Source organism: Mycobacterium sp. IDUB_9 (genome assembly GCF_055419505.1).
In genome coordinates, this window is sequence record NZ_JBVAXU010000001.1 from 1,411,153 (window position 1) to 1,430,906 (window position 19,754).

General features: G+C 67.6%; 17 protein-coding genes, 1 tRNA gene, 1 other RNA gene and 1 pseudogene. 8 read left to right on the forward strand and 12 right to left on the reverse strand.

Annotation, left to right across the window (positions count from 1 at the left end; translation table 11 throughout):
- Window positions 1–57 precede the first annotated feature (57 nt).
- The 4 genes from ACZY08_RS06915 to ACZY08_RS06930 all read right to left on the reverse strand — a co-directional run bounded on the left by ACZY08_RS06915 (window position 58) and on the right by ACZY08_RS06930 (window position 3,649).
- The gene (locus ACZY08_RS06915) at window positions 58–1,626 is read right to left on the reverse strand and encodes a PucR family transcriptional regulator (protein WP_463743801.1); all 1,569 of its coding nucleotides are present in this window, start codon (window positions 1,624–1,626) and stop codon (window positions 58–60) included.
- Window positions 1,627–1,629: 3 nt separating this feature from the next.
- Window positions 1,630–2,652 carry a S1C family serine protease gene (locus tag ACZY08_RS06920; protein WP_463743802.1) on the reverse strand — a complete coding sequence of 341 codons (1,023 nt, stop codon included), beginning with the start codon at window positions 2,650–2,652 and terminating at the stop codon, window positions 1,630–1,632.
- Between the two features lie 50 nt (window positions 2,653–2,702).
- Window positions 2,703–3,479: a hypothetical protein gene (locus ACZY08_RS06925; protein WP_463743803.1), complete on the reverse strand. Its 777-nt coding sequence runs from the start codon at window positions 3,477–3,479 to the stop codon at window positions 2,703–2,705.
- Window positions 3,480–3,563: 84 nt separating this feature from the next.
- Window positions 3,564–3,649, reverse strand: a tRNA-Ser gene (locus tag ACZY08_RS06930).
- A 69-nt stretch (window positions 3,650–3,718) separates the two neighbouring features.
- Here ACZY08_RS06930 and ffs point away from each other — a divergent pair.
- Window positions 3,719–3,813: signal recognition particle sRNA small type (gene ffs, locus ACZY08_RS06935), an RNA gene on the forward strand.
- Window positions 3,814–3,847: 34 nt separating this feature from the next.
- Window positions 3,848–5,128, forward strand: coding sequence for an aspartate aminotransferase type Ic (locus ACZY08_RS06940; RefSeq protein WP_463744181.1), 1,281 nt, complete (start codon window positions 3,848–3,850; stop codon window positions 5,126–5,128).
- Window positions 5,129–5,179: 51 nt separating this feature from the next.
- Here the strand turns inward: ACZY08_RS06940 and ACZY08_RS06945 are convergent.
- Window positions 5,180–6,071: pseudogene (locus ACZY08_RS06945) on the reverse strand (DUF559 domain-containing protein).
- Window positions 6,072–6,269: 198 nt separating this feature from the next.
- Between ACZY08_RS06945 and ACZY08_RS06950 the strand changes: the two are divergent.
- A complete protein-coding gene (locus tag ACZY08_RS06950) occupies window positions 6,270–8,333 on the forward strand; it encodes a DNA polymerase III subunits gamma/tau (protein WP_463743804.1) in 2,064 nt (687 codons plus the stop codon).
- Here the strand turns inward: ACZY08_RS06950 and ACZY08_RS06955 are convergent.
- Together ACZY08_RS06955 and ACZY08_RS06960 are read right to left on the reverse strand one after the other, a co-directional pair.
- Window positions 8,330–9,643, reverse strand: coding sequence for a class I SAM-dependent methyltransferase (locus ACZY08_RS06955; protein WP_463743805.1), 1,314 nt, complete (start codon window positions 9,641–9,643; stop codon window positions 8,330–8,332). The two genes, ACZY08_RS06950 and ACZY08_RS06955, sit on opposite strands and share 4 nt — an antisense overlap.
- Before the next feature lie 13 nt (window positions 9,644–9,656).
- Window positions 9,657–11,048, reverse strand: coding sequence for an FAD-binding oxidoreductase (locus ACZY08_RS06960; RefSeq protein ID WP_463743806.1), 1,392 nt, complete (start codon window positions 11,046–11,048; stop codon window positions 9,657–9,659).
- Between the two features lie 65 nt (window positions 11,049–11,113).
- Here ACZY08_RS06960 and ACZY08_RS06965 point away from each other — a divergent pair, with 65 nt between their 5' ends.
- Complete coding sequence (locus ACZY08_RS06965; RefSeq protein WP_463743807.1) at window positions 11,114–11,554, forward strand: SRPBCC family protein; 441 nt, start codon at window positions 11,114–11,116, stop codon at window positions 11,552–11,554.
- 24 nt (window positions 11,555–11,578) lie between these two features.
- Here ACZY08_RS06965 and ACZY08_RS06970 read toward each other — a convergent pair whose 3' ends face one another.
- A complete protein-coding gene (locus ACZY08_RS06970; protein ID WP_463743808.1) occupies window positions 11,579–12,367 on the reverse strand; it encodes an Rv3717 family N-acetylmuramoyl-L-alanine amidase in 789 nt (262 codons plus the stop codon).
- A 114-nt stretch (window positions 12,368–12,481) separates the two neighbouring features.
- Between ACZY08_RS06970 and ACZY08_RS06975 the strand changes: the two genes are divergently transcribed.
- From ACZY08_RS06975 to ACZY08_RS06985, 3 genes are all read left to right on the forward strand, one after another.
- Entirely contained in the window at window positions 12,482–12,814 is a 333-nt protein-coding gene (locus ACZY08_RS06975; RefSeq protein ID WP_463743809.1) for a YbaB/EbfC family nucleoid-associated protein, read from the forward strand.
- Complete coding sequence (recR, locus tag ACZY08_RS06980; RefSeq protein WP_463743810.1) at window positions 12,815–13,426, forward strand: recombination mediator RecR; 612 nt, start codon at window positions 12,815–12,817, stop codon at window positions 13,424–13,426.
- Between the two features lie 114 nt (window positions 13,427–13,540).
- Window positions 13,541–14,248, forward strand: a complete 708-nt coding sequence (locus ACZY08_RS06985) for an MBL fold metallo-hydrolase (RefSeq protein ID WP_463743811.1) — start codon at window positions 13,541–13,543, stop codon at window positions 14,246–14,248.
- On the opposite strand, the gene ACZY08_RS06990 is transcribed toward ACZY08_RS06985, so the two are convergent.
- Both ACZY08_RS06990 and ACZY08_RS06995 read right to left on the reverse strand, forming a co-directional pair.
- On the reverse strand, window positions 14,245–14,979 hold the full coding sequence (locus ACZY08_RS06990) for a type 1 glutamine amidotransferase (protein WP_463743812.1): 735 nt from the start codon (window positions 14,977–14,979) through the stop codon (window positions 14,245–14,247). The genes ACZY08_RS06985 and ACZY08_RS06990 overlap by 4 nt on opposite strands.
- Window positions 14,976–16,196 carry a MurT ligase domain-containing protein gene (locus tag ACZY08_RS06995; protein ID WP_463743813.1) on the reverse strand — a complete coding sequence of 407 codons (1,221 nt, stop codon included), beginning with the start codon at window positions 16,194–16,196 and terminating at the stop codon, window positions 14,976–14,978. The genes ACZY08_RS06990 and ACZY08_RS06995 overlap by 4 nt, the downstream gene beginning before the upstream one ends.
- 73 nt (window positions 16,197–16,269) lie before the next feature.
- On the opposite strand from ACZY08_RS06995, the gene ACZY08_RS07000 reads away from it, so the two are divergent.
- Window positions 16,270–17,259, forward strand: coding sequence for a DEDDh family exonuclease (locus tag ACZY08_RS07000; RefSeq protein ID WP_463743814.1), 990 nt, complete (start codon window positions 16,270–16,272; stop codon window positions 17,257–17,259).
- A 38-nt stretch (window positions 17,260–17,297) separates the two neighbouring features.
- Here ACZY08_RS07000 and ACZY08_RS07005 read toward each other — a convergent pair whose 3' ends face one another.
- Together ACZY08_RS07005 and leuA are read right to left on the reverse strand one after the other, a co-directional pair.
- On the reverse strand, window positions 17,298–17,684 hold the full coding sequence (locus ACZY08_RS07005) for an SHOCT domain-containing protein (RefSeq protein WP_463743815.1): 387 nt from the start codon (window positions 17,682–17,684) through the stop codon (window positions 17,298–17,300).
- Between the two features lie 126 nt (window positions 17,685–17,810).
- Entirely contained in the window at window positions 17,811–19,649 is a 1,839-nt protein-coding gene (gene leuA / locus ACZY08_RS07010; RefSeq protein WP_463743816.1) for a 2-isopropylmalate synthase, read from the reverse strand.
- Window positions 19,650–19,754: the final 105 nt, after the last annotated feature.

The following is a 19,754-nucleotide window of genomic DNA, read 5'->3' on the forward strand; positions in this document are numbered from 1 at the left end:
GCTCACCCGTTCGGTATTTGCGCCAGCTCGACAAACAGCAGGTGAGAGATTGTCGAGCTACGACAACTCTTCGGTCGCGGCCAGCTCGATCATCATCGCCAGCCGCTTGCGTGCATCGGCCAGGTCCAACTGGGTGAGTTCGATCATCTTGCGTAACCGGTAACGCACGGTGTTCTCGTGCACACCCAGCGTCCGCCCGGCCGCGGCCAGATCGCCCTGGGCTTCCAACCAGGCCCGCAGCGTGGCCGCGTACTGCGTGCCATTGGCCTGGTCGTGGGCCCGTAGCTCGGCAACGGGTCCGCGCTGCGGCGCCCGGCCGGCGCGGGCAGCGATCCGCAGGCGCTGCAGCAGGATCTCGTCCCAGGCCTCGTCGTAGACCGGCACCCTGTCATCGAGGCCGAGGGCACCTTCGTGCCGGACCTCGTGCAGGACTTCGTGCAGGGCCAGGCATTCGTCGGCCTCACTGCGGGCCAGCGCCAACTCGACGGCAGTGGCCGGACCGCTGATGCCGGCCAGCACGGTCACCGGCTCGGGCAACGCGGCGCGCAGCCCCGCCACCCACCGGCTCGCGGCGTCGGCCTCGGCGCCGGGCAACACGGTGTAGACGGTGTTGCCGGCCAGGGCGCTGCGCCCGGGACGTGACCAGCCGAAGCCCGCGGTCGCCCGCTCGAAGGCCAGCAGCAGCGCGGCGTGCCGCTCGTCGGCGGTCCGGGCACGCAACGCGATCACCCGCAACGGCGTCTGCGGCAACCCGAGCCGGCTGGCTGCCGTGGTGGCATCGGCGGCGCCCTCGAGGAGACGGATGACGAGCTCCGACTCCACCTGGCGTTCCAGATCGGCGCTGGCGCGGGAGCGAAGCAGATGCAGGGCGACCATGCGGGCACCGTCGGCCAGCGCGGCCCGGCGCGCGTCGGGCAACGGAGCGGTACAGGCCACCCAGATCGAACCGAGCAGTTCGCGACCAGCCCGGGCAGCCACCACCATCCGCCCGGTCAGGCCGAGCTCGTGATCGCCGTCGACGAACATCGGCTCGTCCGATTCGGCCAGGTGCCGGAACACCCCACGGGTCTCGAACAGGGTGCGCAGCGGTTCGGGTGCCCCACGGCTCAGGATCGTCTCGGCGCGAGCCGGATCGGCATGCTGCTGCAGCCGCGAGTACGCCAGCACCGCGCTACGCCGGTCTTCGATGGTGACCGCGCCACCCACCGCATCGGCGAGGCTGTCGGCCAGTGCGAACAAATCGGTTGGGCCGCGCCCGGATTCGGTCTCCCGGCCTTCCAGCACGACGCCGTAGACCACGGCCGCCAGCTCGCTCCAGGAGACTTCGGGCTCGACCGTCATCACCGCGATGCGGTCGTCGGCTGTCAGTCCGTCGTCATCGGCGGGGCCGTTCGAGCCGCGGACCAGGACGACCACGGCGCGCGCTGCCTTCGCCCACCGCACCGCCTCGGCCACCGACCCGGCCCCGACCGCCAGCAGGACATCACCGATGACCTGGCCGGGTTCGTGCATCACCACGCTGCGCAGCTCGGTCGAGCGCGGCGCCGGACCGAGTCCGTGTGCCGGGGCGCGCAGCCGCACCCCGTAGCCGCCCAGGACGTTGATCAGGCGGTCGAGCGTGACCACGGATTACGGCCCGGCCGCCAGCGTGGCCTTGCCGGTGTGCTGCTGGCCGCCCTGGTCGAACCAGGTCAGGCCGATCACGTCGCCCGGGTAGTGCCGATCGAGCACCAGCGTCAGAGTGCGCGCCGAATCCAGCGGGGTGCTGTCGATATTGGTGAGCACGTCGCCCGGGATCAGGCCGGCCGCATCGGCCGGGCCGCCGGCGATGACGTCCTGGACGATCACGCCGCCGCTCTGGCGCTGCGCGGTACGGACGCCGACGCCGAGCAGGGTCGGCGGTCCGATGTGCACCGAGCCCGACGGGGTGCGGGCGCGGATCTGCCCGGCGATGGCCATCGCGTCGTTGATCGGAATCGCGAACCCCTTGCCGCCGGGGCCCATCCGGAAGTTCACCGACGCGGCAGTCGTCATACCCACGACCTGGCCGGCGTCGTTGACCACGGGTCCGCCGGAGTCACCGGCACGCACCGGTGCGGCGAACTCGAACAGGCCGTTGATCTCGTCACTGGTGCCGGTCAGCTCGTCTTCGGCGTTGACGGTGCGGTTGAACGCGCTGACGGTGCCGACCTCGTGGGTCAGGGGCGAGCCGGTGCCTCCGGCATTGCCGAGTGCGACGACGGGGTGGCCCGGTGCCAGTGCGGCCGAATCGCCGATCGGTGCCGGCGCGAGGCCGGCCGCACCGTGCAGTTGCAGCACCGCGATGTCGTTCTGACGGTCGTATCCGACCAGGTCCGCGGGGAATCTCTGGCCACCGACCGTGGCGCTGATCGAGTTGGCCCCTTGCACGACGTGATAGTTGGTCAGCACCTCGCCGTTCGGCGACAGCACGATGCCGGTGCCGATGCCGTAGGCCTGTTGGTAATCCACAACGGTGTCGATGCGGGCCACCGACGGTTCGACCTGGGCGGCCACCGTGTCCGGATCACCGGGTGCGGCGGCGGCAGGTGCAATAGGGGCGATAACGGCCGTCGCGGCGGCCACTGCCACCGCGACGATCGTTCTGAACGGATGTGAGCTCACTTTGCTCATATACCCATCTTGGCTGGATAAGTACCCGATGTCGACGCGATTGGCGTGCGTCAGTCCTCGGCAGTGACTTCGCCGCGCGAGCGCCGGCCCCGCCGCTTGGTGCCGCTCTTGCTCGACGGCCGCCGGTTGCGCAGGGAGTTGCCCTCGCTCGGCTCGGCTTCCTCGGCCGTGGACTGAGGCTCTTCGGCGCCGGACTCTTCGGCCTGGTCCTCGGTCTCTTCCGCCTCGTCAGCGTCGTCCTCGGACTCGACCTCAGTGGACTCTTCGGTCTCGTCGACCGCTTCGGCCTCTTCAGTCTCCTCGGACTCGTCCGCCTCATCAGCTTCTTCATCCTCGGCGACGGCCTTCTTGCGCCCGCGGCGTTCGGCCTTCTCGCGGGTCTTGACCGGCTTCGGCGGCGGGGGCGGCAGCTCGGCGACAAAGGCCAGGTAGAAGGCGAAGATGCCGAGGAGCGCGATCGCGGCGGCGGCGCCGTAGATTCCGAACAGCCACGGCCCGAAGCTGTCCAAGGACAGCCAGATCTCGGAGACCGCGGTACCGACGATCAGCACTGCGGCCAGCACGTGCAGGGCGATCGAGGCGGTCCGCAACCGCAGCGCCATCTCGGGGGTGGACAGCTCGGGACGCTTGGTCCGCTGCAGCGTGAACACCACCGGCAGGGCCGCGAGACCGATCAACGCACCAGTGACGATGCGCAGGATCAGCCCGAGCGTCGGCGAGGTCTGGCCCATGAGTTCGGGCCAGCGCGGAAGAACGAAAAAGAAGAACAGGCCGGCGGCCACGATCGAAAACGACACGTGCCAGATCACCGCGACGGTGCGGCCCATACTCCTCCTCGGGGTACTTAATTGGGCCGGGGTGCGAGCTGCTGATCAGGGTTGATTCAGCAGGTCGCACCCCGGACCCGAGCGCGGAGGATAGGGGATTTGAACCCCTGAGGGCTGTTAACCCAACCCGCGTTCCAGGCGAGCGCCATAGGCCACTAGGCGAATCCTCCGTCGGCAATCGTAGCCGACGCTCGAACCGGTCCCGTAAACGCGGGGGACAGGGCGGGTATTACACTCGCCTTGGACCCCGCGCGGCGTCCATCCTGTGAACTCCCCCAGGGCCGGAAGGCAGCAAGGGTCAACGGGCTCTGGCGGGTGCGCGGGGTCCCCTTATGTCCAGCTCGTTCCGCTTCTGTGAAAGGCGCGCGGTGTCGTTCCAGTCTCTTGGCCGCGACGATCTGCTCGCGCAGCACGAAGTCCAACGGCGCAACTACACAGAGCTGCAGGCGAAGAAGCTGAGCTTGGACCTGACCCGCGGCAAGCCGGCCCCCGAGCAGTTGGATCTGTCCAATGCGCTGCTGTCGCTTCCCGGCTCGGAAAAAGATTCCTTCCGCGACCGCACGGGCACCGATACCCGCAACTATGGCGGCCTGCACGGCCTGCCTGAGCTGCGGGAGATCTTCGGCGAGCTGCTCGGCATCCCGGTGCAGAACCTGATCGCAGGCAACAACGCGAGCCTGGAGATGATGCACGACGTAATCGTGTTCTCGCTGCTGCACGGCGGGGTGGATTCGGTGCGGCCCTGGATAAAAGAACCCGTCGTGAAGTTCCTGTGCCCTGCACCGGGCTACGACCGCCACTTCGCGATCACCGAGTCTTTCGGTATCGAGATGATCCCGGTGCCGATGCGCGAGGACGGACCCGACGTCGATCTGATCGAGGAACTCGTCGCGGCCGACCCTGCGATCAAGGGCATGTGGTGCGTCCCGGTGTACGGCAACCCGACGGGCGTCACCTACGCCTGGGAGGTCGTCCGGCGCCTCGTCCAGATGCGGACGGCGGCAAACGATTTCCGGCTGATGTGGGACAACGCGTATGCGGTCCACACCCTCACCGGCGAATTCATCCGTCAGGTCGACGTGCTGGGGCTGGCCGAGGCGGCGGGCAACCCGAACCGTCCGCTGGTGTTCGCCTCGACCTCCAAGATCACCTTCGCCGGGGCGGGGGTGAGCTTCCTGGGCGGCTCGCTGGGCAACATCGCCTGGTACCTGCAGCACGCGGGTAAGAAGTCGATCGGACCGGACAAGATCAACCAATTGCGCCACCGGATCTTCTTCGGCGACGCCGATGGCGTGAAATTGCAGATGCAGCGTCACCGCGAGTTGATCGCGCCCAAGTTCGCTCTCGTCGCCGAGATCCTCGAGGACCGGTTGGGTGAGTCGAAGATCGCGTCGTGGACGGATCCCAAGGGCGGCTATTTCGTCAGCCTCGACGTGTGGCCCGGCACGGCGAAGCGCACCGTCGCATTGGCCAAGGACGCCGGGATCGCGGTGACCGAGGCGGGTGCGTCGTTCCCGTATCGCAAGGACCCCGAGGACAAGAACATCCGCATCGCCCCGACGTTCCCGTCGCCGTCCGATCTGCGTGAGGCGATCGACGGTCTGGCCACCTGCGCGCTGCTGGCGGCGACCGAGCAGCTTCTGCGTTGACTTAGAACTGACGGTGCATTTGTGCGAGTAGCGGTGTGCGTGGTTTCAAAGTCAACAACCGAGTTCCAGCGGGGGACCGCCGAGGGGCGGCCTCCGCGGCGTGATCCCGAGCTCTGGCCGCCAAAGTCGATCCCATTCACGCTCTACCCGGATGAGGATGGCGGGCCGTCGGTGTCCCGCGGCCACTCTCACGTGGGTCCAACCGGCTCGCGTGATGTAGTCGGCACGCACGATGTCATAGCCGAGCTGATCGGCGTGCTGCGCACCCTCGTATTCGACCGCCAGCATCAGTTCTTCCCAACCCATATCGAGGAAGTACCTCCGGTAGCCGTCGGGCCCGGGCACCGGTATCTGTGTCTGCGGCCGCGGAAAACCTGCGTCGACGAGCATCAGCCGCAGCCAGGTCTCTTTCGGGGACTGTCCGCCGGGGTCGAACAGGTCCAGCGCCCGTTCGAGTTGCCGCAGGCCACGGGCGTGGGTGCGCGGCGAGCGTCAGCACGTCGCCCGCCGTTACTCCGGTGGCACGAGCAAGTGCGTCGAGCCGCGCGACGGCCGCCCCGATCAACCCGCGGCGCCCAAGGTCAAAAGCAGTGCGCTCGACGCTCGTGACCGACAGACCGTCGATGCGCACAACCTCCCGGTCGTAGATCAGGTCCTGTCGCGTGATCACCTTCTCGGGTGGCTTGGTCTTGGCGCTGATCAACTCGATGGGAACGTCGTCGGCCACCCACTTCGCGCCGTGGAGCGCCGATGCGGCGGCTCCTGCGATCACCGCGTTACGGCCTGACCACAACCATGCCGCAGTACTTCGTTGCCGCAGCGACACGGCAGTTCGCTTGTCCACGTAGATGTTGGGCAGGATCGTGCGGTGATAGCGGCTGAGCTGGTAGCGGTTGACGACGCCGGCCGCCAGGGCTTCGGTGCCGATGAAGGGCTCACTCATTCGGCGAGAGTCGCTGGTATCGGGGACAAAGATGGGTGTGTGCCAGCGCCGGCGTCGCCACCTGTGGATGAATCGAACTCTGTGCAGAACTCTGCGTCGACATTGAACTGACGCTGAATTTGTGCGAGTAGCGGTGCGCGTGGTTTCAAAGTCAACGGGCACCCGCGCGGCGTCAGAGCCAGTCGGTAGCCTTCTCCCGTGGCTCTCTACCGCAAATACCGGCCGGCAAGCTTCGCGGAAGTCGTTGGCCAGGAACATGTCACCGAGCCGCTATCGACCGCGCTGACCGCCAACCGGATCAACCACGCGTATCTGTTCTCCGGACCGCGCGGCTGCGGTAAGACATCGTCGGCCCGTATCCTGGCCCGCTCGCTCAACTGTGAGCAGGGGCCTACGCCGACCCCGTGCGGGGTGTGCGATTCGTGCGTTGCGCTGGCGCCCAACGGCCCGGGCAATGTCGACGTGGTCGAACTGGACGCGGCCAGCCACGGCGGTGTCGATGACACCCGTGAACTGCGTGACCGCGCGTTCTACGCGCCGGCCCAGTCGCGGTACCGCATCTTCATCATCGACGAGGCGCACATGGTCACCACGGCCGGCTTCAACGCGCTGCTCAAGATCGTCGAGGAGCCACCCGACCACCTGATCTTCGTCTTCGCCACGACCGAGCCGGAGAAAGTGCTGCCGACCATCCGGTCACGCACCCATCACTACCCGTTCCGGCTGCTGGCTCCGCGCACCATGCGCCCGCTGCTGGAGCGCATCTGCGCCGAGGAGGACGTCGACGTAGATGACGCGGTCTATCCGTTGGTCATCCGCGCCGGCGGCGGTTCACCCCGCGACACCCTCTCGGTGCTCGATCAGCTGCTGGCGGGCTCCGAGCAGGGGGCCAACGGCAACCACATCACCTATCAGCGGGCGCTGGCCCTGCTCGGCGCCACCGACATGGCGCTCATCGACGCCGCGGTCGAGGCACTGGCCGCCGGGGACGCGGCCGCGCTGTTCGGCGCCGTGGAGGCCGTCATCGATGCCGGCCATGATCCGCGGCGGTTCGCCGTCGATCTGCTCGAGCGCTTCCGCGATCTGATCGTGCTGCAGGCCGTGCCCGACGCGGCCACCCGCGGTGTCGTGGATGCACCGGCCGACGTGCTGGAACGGATGCGTGAGCAGGCCGCCCATGTCGGCGCCGCCACGCTGGCCCGCTACGCGGAGGTGGTGCACGCCGGCCTCGGCGAGATGCGTGGCGCGACCGCCCCACGGCTGCTGCTGGAAGTGGTGTGCGCCCGGCTCTTGCTGCCCTCGGCGCATGACACCGAATCGGCGCTGCTGCAGCGCATCGAACGCATCGAGACCCGGCTGGACATGTCGATCCCGGCCGGCGAGGCATCGTCGTCATCGGCGGCTCGGTCTGTCGAGCCCGCCGAGCCGGCCAAGACCTTCACCCGCCGCAGCCAAGCCGCCCCGGACGCCGCCCCGGACGCCGCCCCCGCTGAGGCTGTTGCGCCTACGCCTGCACCTGAGCCGCCCCCGGCTGCTCCTGAACCAGAGGCCGCGCCGCAGCCGGTGGCCACCCCAGAACCGGTCTCTGCGCCCGAACCTGTTTCCGCACCTGAACCTGTCTCCGAGCCCCCGCCTCCGCCCCCGGCGCCGGAACCCGAGCCCACGCCGCCGTTGCCGCCCGAGCCCGACTTCGAGCCCGAGCCCGCCCCGGAACCTGAGCCTGAACCCCAGCAGGCGCAGCCACCGGTGGCCACCGGTGGTGAGCCCAACGCAGCAGCGGTGCGCTCGATGTGGACCACCGTGCGGGAGAAGGTGCGCGAGCGCAGCCGTACCACCGAGGTCATGCTGTCGGGTGCCATCGTGCGGGCGGTCGAGGACAAAACCCTTGTGCTGTCCCATGACTCGCCGCCGTTGGCCAAGCGGCTCACCGAGTCGCGCAATGCCGATGTGATCCGCGATGCGCTGAAGGATGCGCTCGGGGTGGACTGGCAGATCCGGTGCGAGGTGGGCACCGCGGAGGCGGCCCCGCCGCCCCCGCCGAAAGCTGCGAAGCCCCCGCCTCGGGTGCCGACCCGGCCGGGCCGAGTCATTCCCGAACCTGAACCGGTGCCGGATCCGGAACCGCCCTCGTCCCCCGAGGAGGAAGAAGAAGCGATGCTCGCCGAGGCTTCACAGAGCGAAGCCGGGCCGCGTCGTGACCCCGAAGAGGTCGCGCTCGAGCTGCTGCAGAACGAACTGGGCGCGCGGAAGATCGAGAGCTAAGGCGTCCACCACGGCCGCAGCGGCAGGCCACCGTCGCTCCCGCGCTCGTCGAGTTTGACGGCCAGAACCTGGTGCAGCTGAACCACATTCGTCTCGAAGCCGAGCCGGGATCCGGCCATGTACAGGCCCCATACCTTGGCGGTGGGCAGCCCGACCTCGGCGACGGCCTCATCCCAGTGCTCGACGAGGTTGGCGCACCAGTCGCGCAGCGTCATGGCGTAGTGGTTACGCAGGTTCTCCTCGTGCATGACCTCAAGGCCCACGTCCTGCACCTCGGCGATGATCCGCCCGGAGCCGGTCAGCTCACCGTCCGGGAACACGTAGCGGTCGATAAAGCCTCCGGCAACCGCGTTCGACCGGTTGTCGTGGCGGGTGATGCAGTGGTTGAGCAAGAGCGCGCCGGGGCGCATCTTCGACTTCAGGAAGCCGAAGTACGCCGGGTAGTTGTGCACACCGATGTGTTCGGTCAGGCCGATCGAGGACACCGCGTCGAACCCGGTCTCGGCGATGTCGCGGTAGTCGCCGTGGCGCACCTCGGCCAGGTCCTCGAGCCCCTCTCTGACGATGGCTTCCTGTGCCCAGCGCGCCTGCTCCTTGGACAGCGTCACACCGAGGGCCCTGACGCCGTGGCGGGCCGCGTAGCGCACCATGCCACCCCAGCCGCAGCCGACATCGAGCAGCCGGTCGCCCGGCTCCAGCCGCAGCTTCTCCAACACCAGCCGGTACTTGTTGTCCTGTGCCTCTTCCAGGCCGGCATCCGCATCCGGGTAGCACGCGCAGGTGTAGGTCATCGACGGCCCGAGCACCCACTCGTAGAACGTGTTCGACACGTCGTAGTGGTGGTGGATCGCCTCGGCATCACGGGTTTTGCTGTGCCGCAACCCCTCGACCACCCGCCGCCACCTGGGCAGCGCCTCCTGGGGAGGCGGAGCGATGGGCTTGAGGTGCTCGATGCCGATGGATCGCACAATGTTCGCCAGCACCAGGGCCGACGGACGCTTGAACGCCATCTTCTCAGCCAGTGCGCACAGGAGCGGGTAAGGATCACCGGGGTGCACCCCGTACATTTCCAGGTCGCCGGAGATATAGGCGCGCGCCATACCCAGATCACCCGGGGCTGTGGCCAGGTACGTGGTGCCGCGTGGGGTCTTGAGGTCCAGGCCCAGCGTGGCATCGGCGGGGCCGGCCGAACTGCCATCGTAGGCAGTGAATTTCAGTGGCAGCCTGCCTGATGCGAAGATTTCCAGGATCTCGGCCAGACTCAGCTTGCCGTCGGTGGGGTGCGTCGAGTGCTCTTTGAAGGTGGTCATCGCTGTTCTCCATTCATCGGCGCAAAACGGCTTTCGAATACAGGTCAAACAGGCGTGAATCGGGGTCGTAGGATTTCTTGACCGTCTTGTAGGCCTCGCCGCCGTAGAGTTCGTCGAAATCCTCACGCGCATAATAGGAATCCGAATACAGGGACTTGTGACCTTCGAGCTCGCTGACCTTGGTCTCGATCAGCTTGTTGGTGTGGCCTTCGACCGGGCCGACCGGCACCGATGACCAGAATCCGACGTTGACGTATGTGTGGTGGGGCCGCAGCGGGTACAGCGGCCAGCCCGCACCCTTGCGGTCATCGTCGCGTAACCGCAGAGGGCACAGCCAGATCGGTTCGATCGGTACATTCCCCAAGAACCACGCCAGGAAACCTTCGCAGTTCTCGAGTGGCACCTCGATGTCCTGCACCACCCGCTCGCGGGGTGGGCGGCCGTGCCGTTTCTCGATCCGGTCGGCGATGTTGAACCGCTGGTCGTAGGCGATGAGCTTCCAGTAGAAGCTGCTGCGACGCAGCTTGCGCGGCCAGAATCGCCGGATCGTCGGGTTCTGCGCGCCGAATGCCCGTGAGCACCAGAACCAGTCGGTGTCCCACCGCCACAGATAGTCGTGGATGGTCAGCCGGTCGTGCTTTTCACCCTGCGCGTGTTGGATCGAGCGGTAGTAGATGTCCTGGCCGGTGTAGTCGCTGACCGGTCCCGGTGTCGTCGTCTTGAACCCGACGCACAGATAGCTTTCGTCGGCGCTGAACACGACGCCGTCGAGGTAATCGACCGGCTCGCCGTCGAGGCCGCCGGTCTCGATGATCCGATCCATCGCCGAGACAAGCTCGGTCAGCGAGTGAAAGCGCAGGTGGCGCAGTGCCACAAACGGTGTGACGGGCTCCAGCTCGATGCGTAGCCGGGTCGAATAGCCCAGCGTGCCATAGGAATTGGGGAAGGTTCGAAAGAGTTCGGAGTGCTTGTGGGGTGTTGCGGTGACTATTTCGCCTGCCCCGGTGAGGATGTCCATCTCGAGCACCGATTCGTGTGGCAGACCATTGCGGAACGACGTCGACTCGATGCCGAGCCCGGTGACCGCGCCCCCCAGCGTGATGGTCTTGAGTTGCGGCACCACGAGCGGGGCCAATCCGTGCGGCAGCGTCGCGGCCACCAGATCCTCGTAGGTACACATACCGGCCACGTCGGCGGTGCGGGCTTCGGCGTCGACAGCGATCACATTGGTCAGACCCGTTACGTCCAAACCTTTGACATCGCTGCGATCGCGCGCACGGAAGAGGTTCGACGTGGGCTTGGCAAGCCGCACCGTCGAATTGGGCGGTATGGCGCGGTAACTGTCCAACAGGCGCTGCACGCCCATGGCATGGACAGCTTGTGCGTCAGTCGCAACAACAGACACACATATACGCTAGTCGGAGGTTGCCGACGATGCGACCGCAGACACGAGTTGAAGGAGTTTCATTCATGGGACAGGTCAGTGCGGTCAGCACGGTTCTGATCAACGCCGAGCCGGCCGCTGTGTTCGCCGCGATCGCGGACTACCAGACCGTGCGCCCGAAGATCCTCTCCTCGCACTACCGCGACTTCCAGGTGCTCGAGGGTGGCCAGGGCGCGGGCACGGTGGCCAGCTGGAAGCTGCAGGCCACCGAGTCGCGGGTGCGTGACATCAAGGCCTCGGTGGACGTGGCAGGCCACACGGTGATCGAGAAGGACGCGAACTCCAGCCTGGTGACCAACTGGACTGTCGCCCCGGCGGGCAGCGGGTCCTCGGTCAACCTCAAAACCAGCTGGACCGGTGCCGGCGGGGTCAAGGGCTTCTTCGAGAAGACGTTCGCACCGCTGGGCCTGCGCAAGATCCAGGACGAGGTGCTGGCAAACCTGAAGAAGGAAGTGGAGGGCGCGTAGCGCCCGACCATCTGGTGCGGCGGGCTAGCGCGCCGGGGTACCGGCCTGGGTTCCCAGATAGGCCACGACGCCCCGGGCGATGGCCTCGGCGTACTTCTGCTGGCCGTCCGGGGTCTTCATCAGACTGGAGTCGACCGGGTTCTTCATGTTGCCGCACTCGACGAGGATGGACGGGAACTGCGCCAGGTTCAGCCCGGCGATGTCCGAGCGGGCGTCGAGGCCACCCGACCCGATGTAGGTGGCGGGCGGGATACCCGACGCGGACAACTGATCGCGCATGGTCTTGGCGAACTGCACCGACGGTCCGGCCTGCACATTGTTCAGCGGCGGCGACGAGTAGAGCACGTGGAAGCCGCGACCGTTGGCCGGGCCGCCGTCGGCGTGGATGGAGACGATGGCGTTGGGTCGCAGCGCGTTGGCCATCGACGCGCGTTCGTCGACGCACGGTCCCAGCGCGTTGTCGTTGCCGCGCGACATCGCGGTGCGCACACCCATCTGGGTCAGGATGGCGCGGACCCGCAGGGTGGTGTCCCACGTGAAGGTGTGCTCGGGGAATCCGTCCTCGGTGGATGTGCCGCTGGCCTGGCAGTCCTTGGTACCGCCGCGGCCGGTCGGCACCTGGCGGCTGATCGACCCGTCGTTGGCGCCGTTGTGGCCGGGATCGAGGAAGACGATCATGCCGGCGACGTTCGAGGGGGCGGCGGTGGCGTGGGGGGCGTCGACGATCGCGGAGGCGGTCGCAGCGACAAGAACGCAGATGGCTGCTCGGCTTGCTCGGGCGGCGCCGACACGCACGCGGACTGGAACTCGCACGGGCGTCACGCTAGCCCGCACGCCGACTAGGCTGAAAGCTCAAATCGCCGCCGACAGGCGAGAGCAACCAAGTCGAGACCAAGACGCAATCAACACGGCAAGGGGATCCAGTCGATGCAACCCGGAGGCACGCCCGACATGTCGGCCCTGCTGGCGCAGGCGCAGCAGGTACAGCAGCAGCTCATGGAGGCGCAGGAGGCGCTCGCCAATTCCGAGGTGCACGGTCAGGCCGGTGGCGGATTGGTGCAGGTCACGGTCAAGGGCAGCGGTGAGGTGGTCGCGGTGGCCATCGATCCCAAGGTGATCGATCCGTCCGACCCGGAGACCCTGCAGGACCTCATCGTCGGCGCGCTCGCTGATGCCTCCAATCAGGTGAACACTCTGGCGCAGAGTCGGCTGGGACCGCTGGCCGGCGGTTTGGGCGGATTCGGACTTCCGGGACTGTGAGTGTTTGAGGGCCCGGTTCAGGATCTGATCGATGAGCTCGGCAAGTTGCCGGGGATCGGGCCCAAGAGCGCGCAGCGGATCGCTTTCCATCTGCTGAGCGTCGAGCCGCCTGACATCGACCGGCTGACCGCGGTGTTGGGCCGCGTCCGTGACGGTGTCACGTTCTGTGCGGTGTGCGGCAATGTCTCCGATGAGGAACGCTGTCGCATCTGTAAAGACCCGCGCCGGGACGCGTCACTGGTGTGCGTGGTCGAGGAGCCCAAGGACGTGCAGGCCGTCGAGCGCACCCGTGAATTCCGCGGTCGTTATCACGTGCTGGGCGGGGCGCTGGATCCGTTGTCCGGCATCGGGCCCGATCAATTACGCATCCGCGAACTGCTGAACCGGATCGGTGAACGCGTCGACGGCGTCGACGTGGCCGAGGTGATCATCGCGACCGATCCGAACACCGAGGGTGAGGCCACCGCCACCTATCTGGTGCGGATGCTGCGCGATATCCCTGGATTGAGCGTCACCCGCATCGCCTCGGGCCTGCCGATGGGCGGTGACCTGGAGTTCGCCGACGAGCTCACCCTGGGCCGGGCCTTGGCCGGCCGCCGCGCCATGGCCTGATTCGCGGCTCGCCGCGGTGGCTTGATTCGCGGCTGATCGCCTGCACGTTCGCCCTAGTGCGCTGTGAGCGAAGTGGGAACCTGTACTGGCCACGGCGCCACTAACGTCGGAGTCATGCCCGACCTACTCCAGATGGCGGATTCGCTCTATCGACTGCGCATCCCCGGCGGCCAGGCTCATCTACTCAACAGTTACCTGTGGACCGAGCCGGACGGGGTGACGTTGATCGACACCGGCTGGCCGGACAGTGCCGAGTTGATCGACGACGCGCTGACCGCATTGGGCCGGCGTCGCATTCACGTCAAGCGCATCGTGCTCACCCACTTCCACGAGGATCACTGCGGTGCGGCCGCCGAAATCGCCGGCTGGTCCGATGTCGAGGTCATCGCCGGCTCGGGCGACGCCGAGTTCGTACGCGGTGCGCCGGGTCCGGTGCCGGTGTTGACTGCGGGTGAGCGCACGCTTCGTCCCGACCTTGTCGAGCCGCCGAACGGGCCGCCGTGTTCGGTGGACCGCGTGGTCGGTGACGGCGATGTCCTCGAATTCGCCGACGGTGCCCGGGTCGTCGGCGTGCCCGGGCACACTCCGGGCAGTATCGCGCTGTATCTCCCCGCTGCCGACACCGTGCTCACCGGCGATGCGATAGCCGAGTTCCACGGACAGGTGATCCTCGGGGTGTTCAACACCGACCGGGCGGGCGCCTCACGTGCGGCGGGGATTCTCGCCGCCACGGGTGCGCAGCGCGCCGGGTTCGGGCACGGCGAGCCGATCCTCGCCGACGCCGCAGCGCGTATCGGCGCAGCTGTCGACGCTTTCGCCTAGGCCCGACGCGGGGCCGTCAACCGTTCGCGGCGCAGCAGATCCACCTCGGGCAGCTCCAGCGGCGGCAGTTCACCGACGACCTGAGCGAGCAGATGGTCGGCCAGTTCCGGATTGCGCGCCAGACACGGTCCGTGCAGGTAGGTGGCCATCACGCTGCCCTGCACGGCCCCGTCGTATCCGTCGCCCAAGCGGTTGCCCGCGCCTTTGGTGACTGCCGCCAGCGGCCTGGCATCGGGGCCCAGAACCGTTCCGCCACGGTGGTTTTCGAATCCCGTCAACGGCTGCGTCAGCCCATCCAGGAGAGGTCTGGAGGCTACCTCGCCGATGGTGCGGGTCTCCTGCGGTGACGTCGTGACATCGAGCAGCCCGACACCTTCGACCCGTTCACCGGCCGAGGTCTCGTACCAGTGGCCGAGTACCTGGATGGCCGCGCAGATGGCCAGCACCGGTGCGCCCCGCGAAACCGCCTGTTGCAGACCGGGATACCGGATCAGGTGTTTGGTGGCCAGCCGCTGCGCGTAGTCCTCGGCCCCGCCGAGGGTGTAGAGGTCCAGGGAGTCGGGCACGGGATCGTCCAGCGTGATCTCCACGATCTCGGCGTCGATACCCCGCAGCCGCAGCCGTTGCCGCAGGACCACCGCGTTGCCGCTGTCGCCGTAGGTGCCCATCACGTCGGGCAGCACCAGCCCGATGCTGACCGTTGAACTGCTCCTCGCGTGCACACCCGTCATGAGATCCGCCGATTCAGTTGCAGGAATGCGGTGTAGTTGGCGATCACCTCGACGTGCCCGGGTGGGCAGGCGTCGATCGCGCCGACGGTGTCGTGCACCAGGGAGTGTTCGACGCCCGCGTACCCGAGCCGCACCGCGAGGTCGGTACCGCGCTCGCCGGCGGCCACCACTTGAGTGTCGTCAAAGTGCTCGAACCGAACATCCCACAACCAGGACAGATCCTCCCCGTCGGGGACCTGCCCGTTGACCGAGATGACGACGCCGGCCGCGTGCTTGTCGACCATCGACAGCGCCTCCTGCCACCCGGCCGGGTTCTTGGCCAGCAGGATCCGGGCGGTGTGTGAGCCGATCTGCACCGTGCGGTACCGCCCGGCAACCTCGTCGACGCCGGAGACCGCAGCCACCGCGGCGGCCGGGTCCGCGCCGAGTGCCACGGCGGCCGCGACAGCCTGGGTGGCGTTGCCGCGGTTGACGGCGCCGGGCAGGGCCAGCGTCATCGGCAGCGCGAGGCCGTCGGGCCCGTGGATGTGGGTGTCGTCGAACCACCACTGCGGGCTGGGACGCTTGAAGTCGGTGCCCGTCGAGTGCCAGTCCCGCCCGTCACGCACGATGATCTCGCCGGACCGTGGGCAGCTCACCGAGTCACCCGACCAGCTGCCGCCGGCGGCCACCCACACCACGTTTGGGCTGTCGTAGGCGGCCGAGGTCATCAGCACGTCGTCGCAGTTGGCCACGATCACCGCGTCGCGGTGGCGGGCCAGGCCGCCGCGCAGGGTGCGCTCGATGTGGTTGATCTCACCGACCCGGTCGAGCTGGTCGCGGGACAGATTCAGCAGAACGATGACCGACGGGTCCACGGCGTCAGACACATGTGGGACGTGCATCTCGTCGACTTCCAGGGCGGCCAGCTCGGCGTCGCGCGCCGAGGCCAGCGCCGCCACCAGCCCGGCGTCCATGTTGGCGCCCTCGGAGTTACTGGCCACCGGGCCGAGCGTCGCCAGGGCGGCCGCGGTCATGCGGGTGGTGGTCGACTTGCCGTTTGTGCCGGTCACGACCACGCTGCGGCGGCCCTGGCCGAGCTGGCTCAGGATCGAACGGTCCAGCGTGATGGCGACCAGTCCGCCGATCATCGCGCCCGCACCGCGGCCGGTAACCCGCGACGCCCAGCGTGCGGTTGCTCCGGCGGCCAGTGCGGCGCGCCCACGGATGGTCAGCATCCGGCGATTTTAGGGGCACGACACGCAAGCGTGCCGGGCGACTCTGTCGGGCCCGCGTGCCATCCTGGCGAATATGAGCAGCGCGTGGGGCAGGCCGGCGGAGGAGCCGGGAGCGGGCTGGGCGGTCGTCGACGTGGAGACCACAGGGTTTCGGCCCGGGCAGGCTCGCATCGTCAGCGTCGCCGCACTGGCGGTCGGGGATGACGGCAATGTCGAGCGCAGCGTCGCCTCCCTGCTGAACCCGGGTGTGGATCCGGGGCCCACCCACGTGCACGGGCTGACCGCCGAGATGCTGGAAGGCCAGCCGACCTTCGGCGACGTCGTCGGCGAGCTGAGCGACATCCTGCGCGGACGCACGATGGTCGCGCACAACGTGGGCTTCGACTACAGCTTCCTGGCCGCCGAGGCCGAACTGGTCGGGGCGGAGCTGCCCATCGACAGCGTGATGTGCACTGTGGAACTGGCCCGTCGGCTGGCTCTGGGTACCGAGAATCTGCGGCTGGAGACGTTGGCGGCGCACTGGAGCGTGAGCCAGATGCGGCCGCACGATGCGCTCGACGACGCGTTGGTGCTGGCACAGATCCTGAAACCGACGCTGGCCAGGGCCCGCGACCGCAAGGTCTGGCTGCCGCTGCGCGAAGTGAGCCGACGCCGTTGGCCCAACGGCCACGTCACCCACGAAGAATTGCGGCCGCTCAAGGTGCTGGCCTCGCGGCTGCCGTGCGAGTACGCCAACCCGGGCGTCTACGTGCCGGGGCGGCCGCTGGTGCAGGGCATGCGGGTGGCGCTGTCGGCGGAGGTGGTGCGCACCCACGAGGAGCTCGTCGAGCGCATCCTGCACGCCGGGCTGTCCTACACCGACCTGGTGGACCAGCAGACCTCACTCGTGATCTGCAATGAGACCGCACCGAGTCAGGGCAAGGGTTACCAGGCCGCCGAGTTGGGGGTGCCGCTAGTCGACGACGAGACGTTCATGGGTCTGCTGACCCACATCGTCGGTGGCGCCGATATCGAGGAGTTCTGCGACACCCCCGCAGAGAGCGATCAGTACACGCTCTTCTGATTCGCGGCTCGCCGCGGTCTTCTAACTCGGCTCGTCTTTCAGCCCAGCGCCTTCGCCTTCAGCCCGTCGAACTCCGCCTGCGTGATCGTGCCGGCGTCCAGCAGAGCCTTGGCGTCGGCGATCTCCTGAGCCGGAGACCGGCCTGCGGCCTGCTTGATGTAGTCGTCCGTCTCCTTCTTGGCCGCCAGCGCTGCCGCCTGGGCGCGTTCGGACATGCCCTTGCCCCGGGCGATCAGGTACACCAGCGCGGTGAGCCACGGAATCAGGATCAGGAAGATCACCCACACGGCCTTGACCCAGCCGGAGGTCTTGTGATCACGCCAGAACAGGTCCGTGAGGATTTGGAACAGGACCAGCAAATAGGCGATCCAGGCGAAGATGATCAGGAAATGCCACAGGAAATCCCAGGTCGAACCCCAGTCCATAACCGCTCCTTGACGTTGTCGTTCGCGTAGTGATCTACGCGAACGTCAGCTAACCACGCGCGGATGGCCCACGCCGGGCGACTCGGCGCGCGATTCGGTGGTGAGAGGTGGTGAGGGGTTGTGGAGTCAGCCCTGCGCCGCGCGGTTCACCGCGGACACCACGGCCCGCAGCGATGCCGTGGTGATCGACGTCGCGATGCCGACGCCCCAGACGGTCTTGCCACCGATCGACGCCTCGACGTAGGCCGCGGCCTGGGCTTCTTCGCCCGAAGACATGGCGTGCTCGGAGTAGTCCAGGACGTTGATGTCGTAGCCGATCGCCCCCAGGGCATCGACGAACGCCGCCAACGGGCCGTTGCCCGCACCGACGATCTCGCGCTCGACACCGTCGATCTTCACGATCGCCGTGATGGTGTCGGTGCCACCGTCGACCTCGGAGGCCACCACCTTCTGGCGGATGCGCTCCAACGGGGTGATCGGGGCCAGGTACTCCTCGGAGAACACGTCCCAGATCGCCTTGGGCGACACTTCGCCGCCCTCCCCGCCGGCCCCTTCGGCGAGCTGCTGGACTGCGCGGCTGAACTCGATCTGCAGCCGGCGCGGCAGGACCAGACCGTGGTCGGCCTTCATGATGTAGGTGACGCCGCCCTTGCCGGACTGCGAGTTCACCCGGATCACCGCCTCGTACGTGCGGCCGACGTCTTTGGGATCGATCGGCAGGTATGGGACCTGCCACAGGATTTCATCGACGTCCGAGTCCATGTCGTCCGCGTCGAACTTCATCTGGTCCAGGCCCTTGTTGATCGCGTCCTGGTGACTGCCGGAGAACGCGGTGTAGACCAGGTCACCGCCGTAGGGGTGACGTTCGTGCACGGGCAGCTGGTTGCAGTACTCGACGGTGCGACGGATTTCGTCGATGTTTGAGAAGTCGATCTGCGGATCGACACCGCGGCTGAACATGTTCAAGCCCAGGGTCACCAGGCAGACATTGCCGGTGCGCTCGCCGTTGCCGAACAGGCAGCCCTCGATCCGGTCGGCGCCGGCCTGGTAGCCCAATTCTGCTGCGGCAACACCGGTTCCGCGGTCGTTGTGCGGGTGCAGGCTCAGGATGATCGAGTCACGTGGGGTCAGGTGCCGGCTCATCCACTCGATCGAGTCGGCGTAGACGTTCGGGGTGGCCATCTCCACGGTGGCCGGCAGGTTGACGATCAGCGGCCAATCCGGAGTGGGCTTGACCACGTCGGCAACCGCGTTGCACACCTCGACGGCGTACTCCAGCTCGGTGCCCGTGTAGGACTCGGGGGAGTACTCGAAGCGCCAGCGGGTCTGCGGGTACTTCTCGGCCTCCTCGACGCACATCTGGGCGCCGTCGGTGGCGATCTTCTTGACGGCGTCGCGGTCGGCGCGGAACACCACGCGGCGCTGCAGGATCGACGTCGAGTTGTAGAAGTGCACGATGGCCTGCGGGGCTCCCGCGCACGCCTCGAACGTGCGCTCGATCAGCTCGGGCCGGCACTGCGTCAGCACCTGGATTGTCACGTCGGCCGGGATGGCGCCGTCCTCGATGATCTCGCGGACGAAGTCGTAGTCGGTCTGGCTGGCCGAGGGGAACCCGACCTCGATCTCCTTGTAACCCATCCGGACCAGCAGGTCGAACATGCGGCGCTTGCGCGCCGGGCTCATGGGATCGATCAGCGCCTGGTTTCCGTCGCGCAGGTCGACCGCACACCACATGGGGGCCTTGTCGATGACGCGGTCCGGCCAGGTGCGGTCGAACGGAACGTCGGTACCGAAGGCCGGGCTACCGCCGGGGACCTCCTCGGCGAAGCTGCGATAGCGGCTGACCGGCATGGACGAGGCGCGCTGGGTGTTCCAGACGGGCTGACCGGGGTTGGGTGCACCGGCCGGCGTATTGATCGCGCGAACCGAACTGAAGGCATCTGCAGAGATGTCGGGCGTGGTCATGATGTTTGCTCCGGGAGTTTGAGTGGGGGACTCGACCGGCGCATCGCAAAAACCCGCGACGGGAAGCCGGTCTGGTCAGACCCCGTCGCGGCGTCCGAGAAGGAG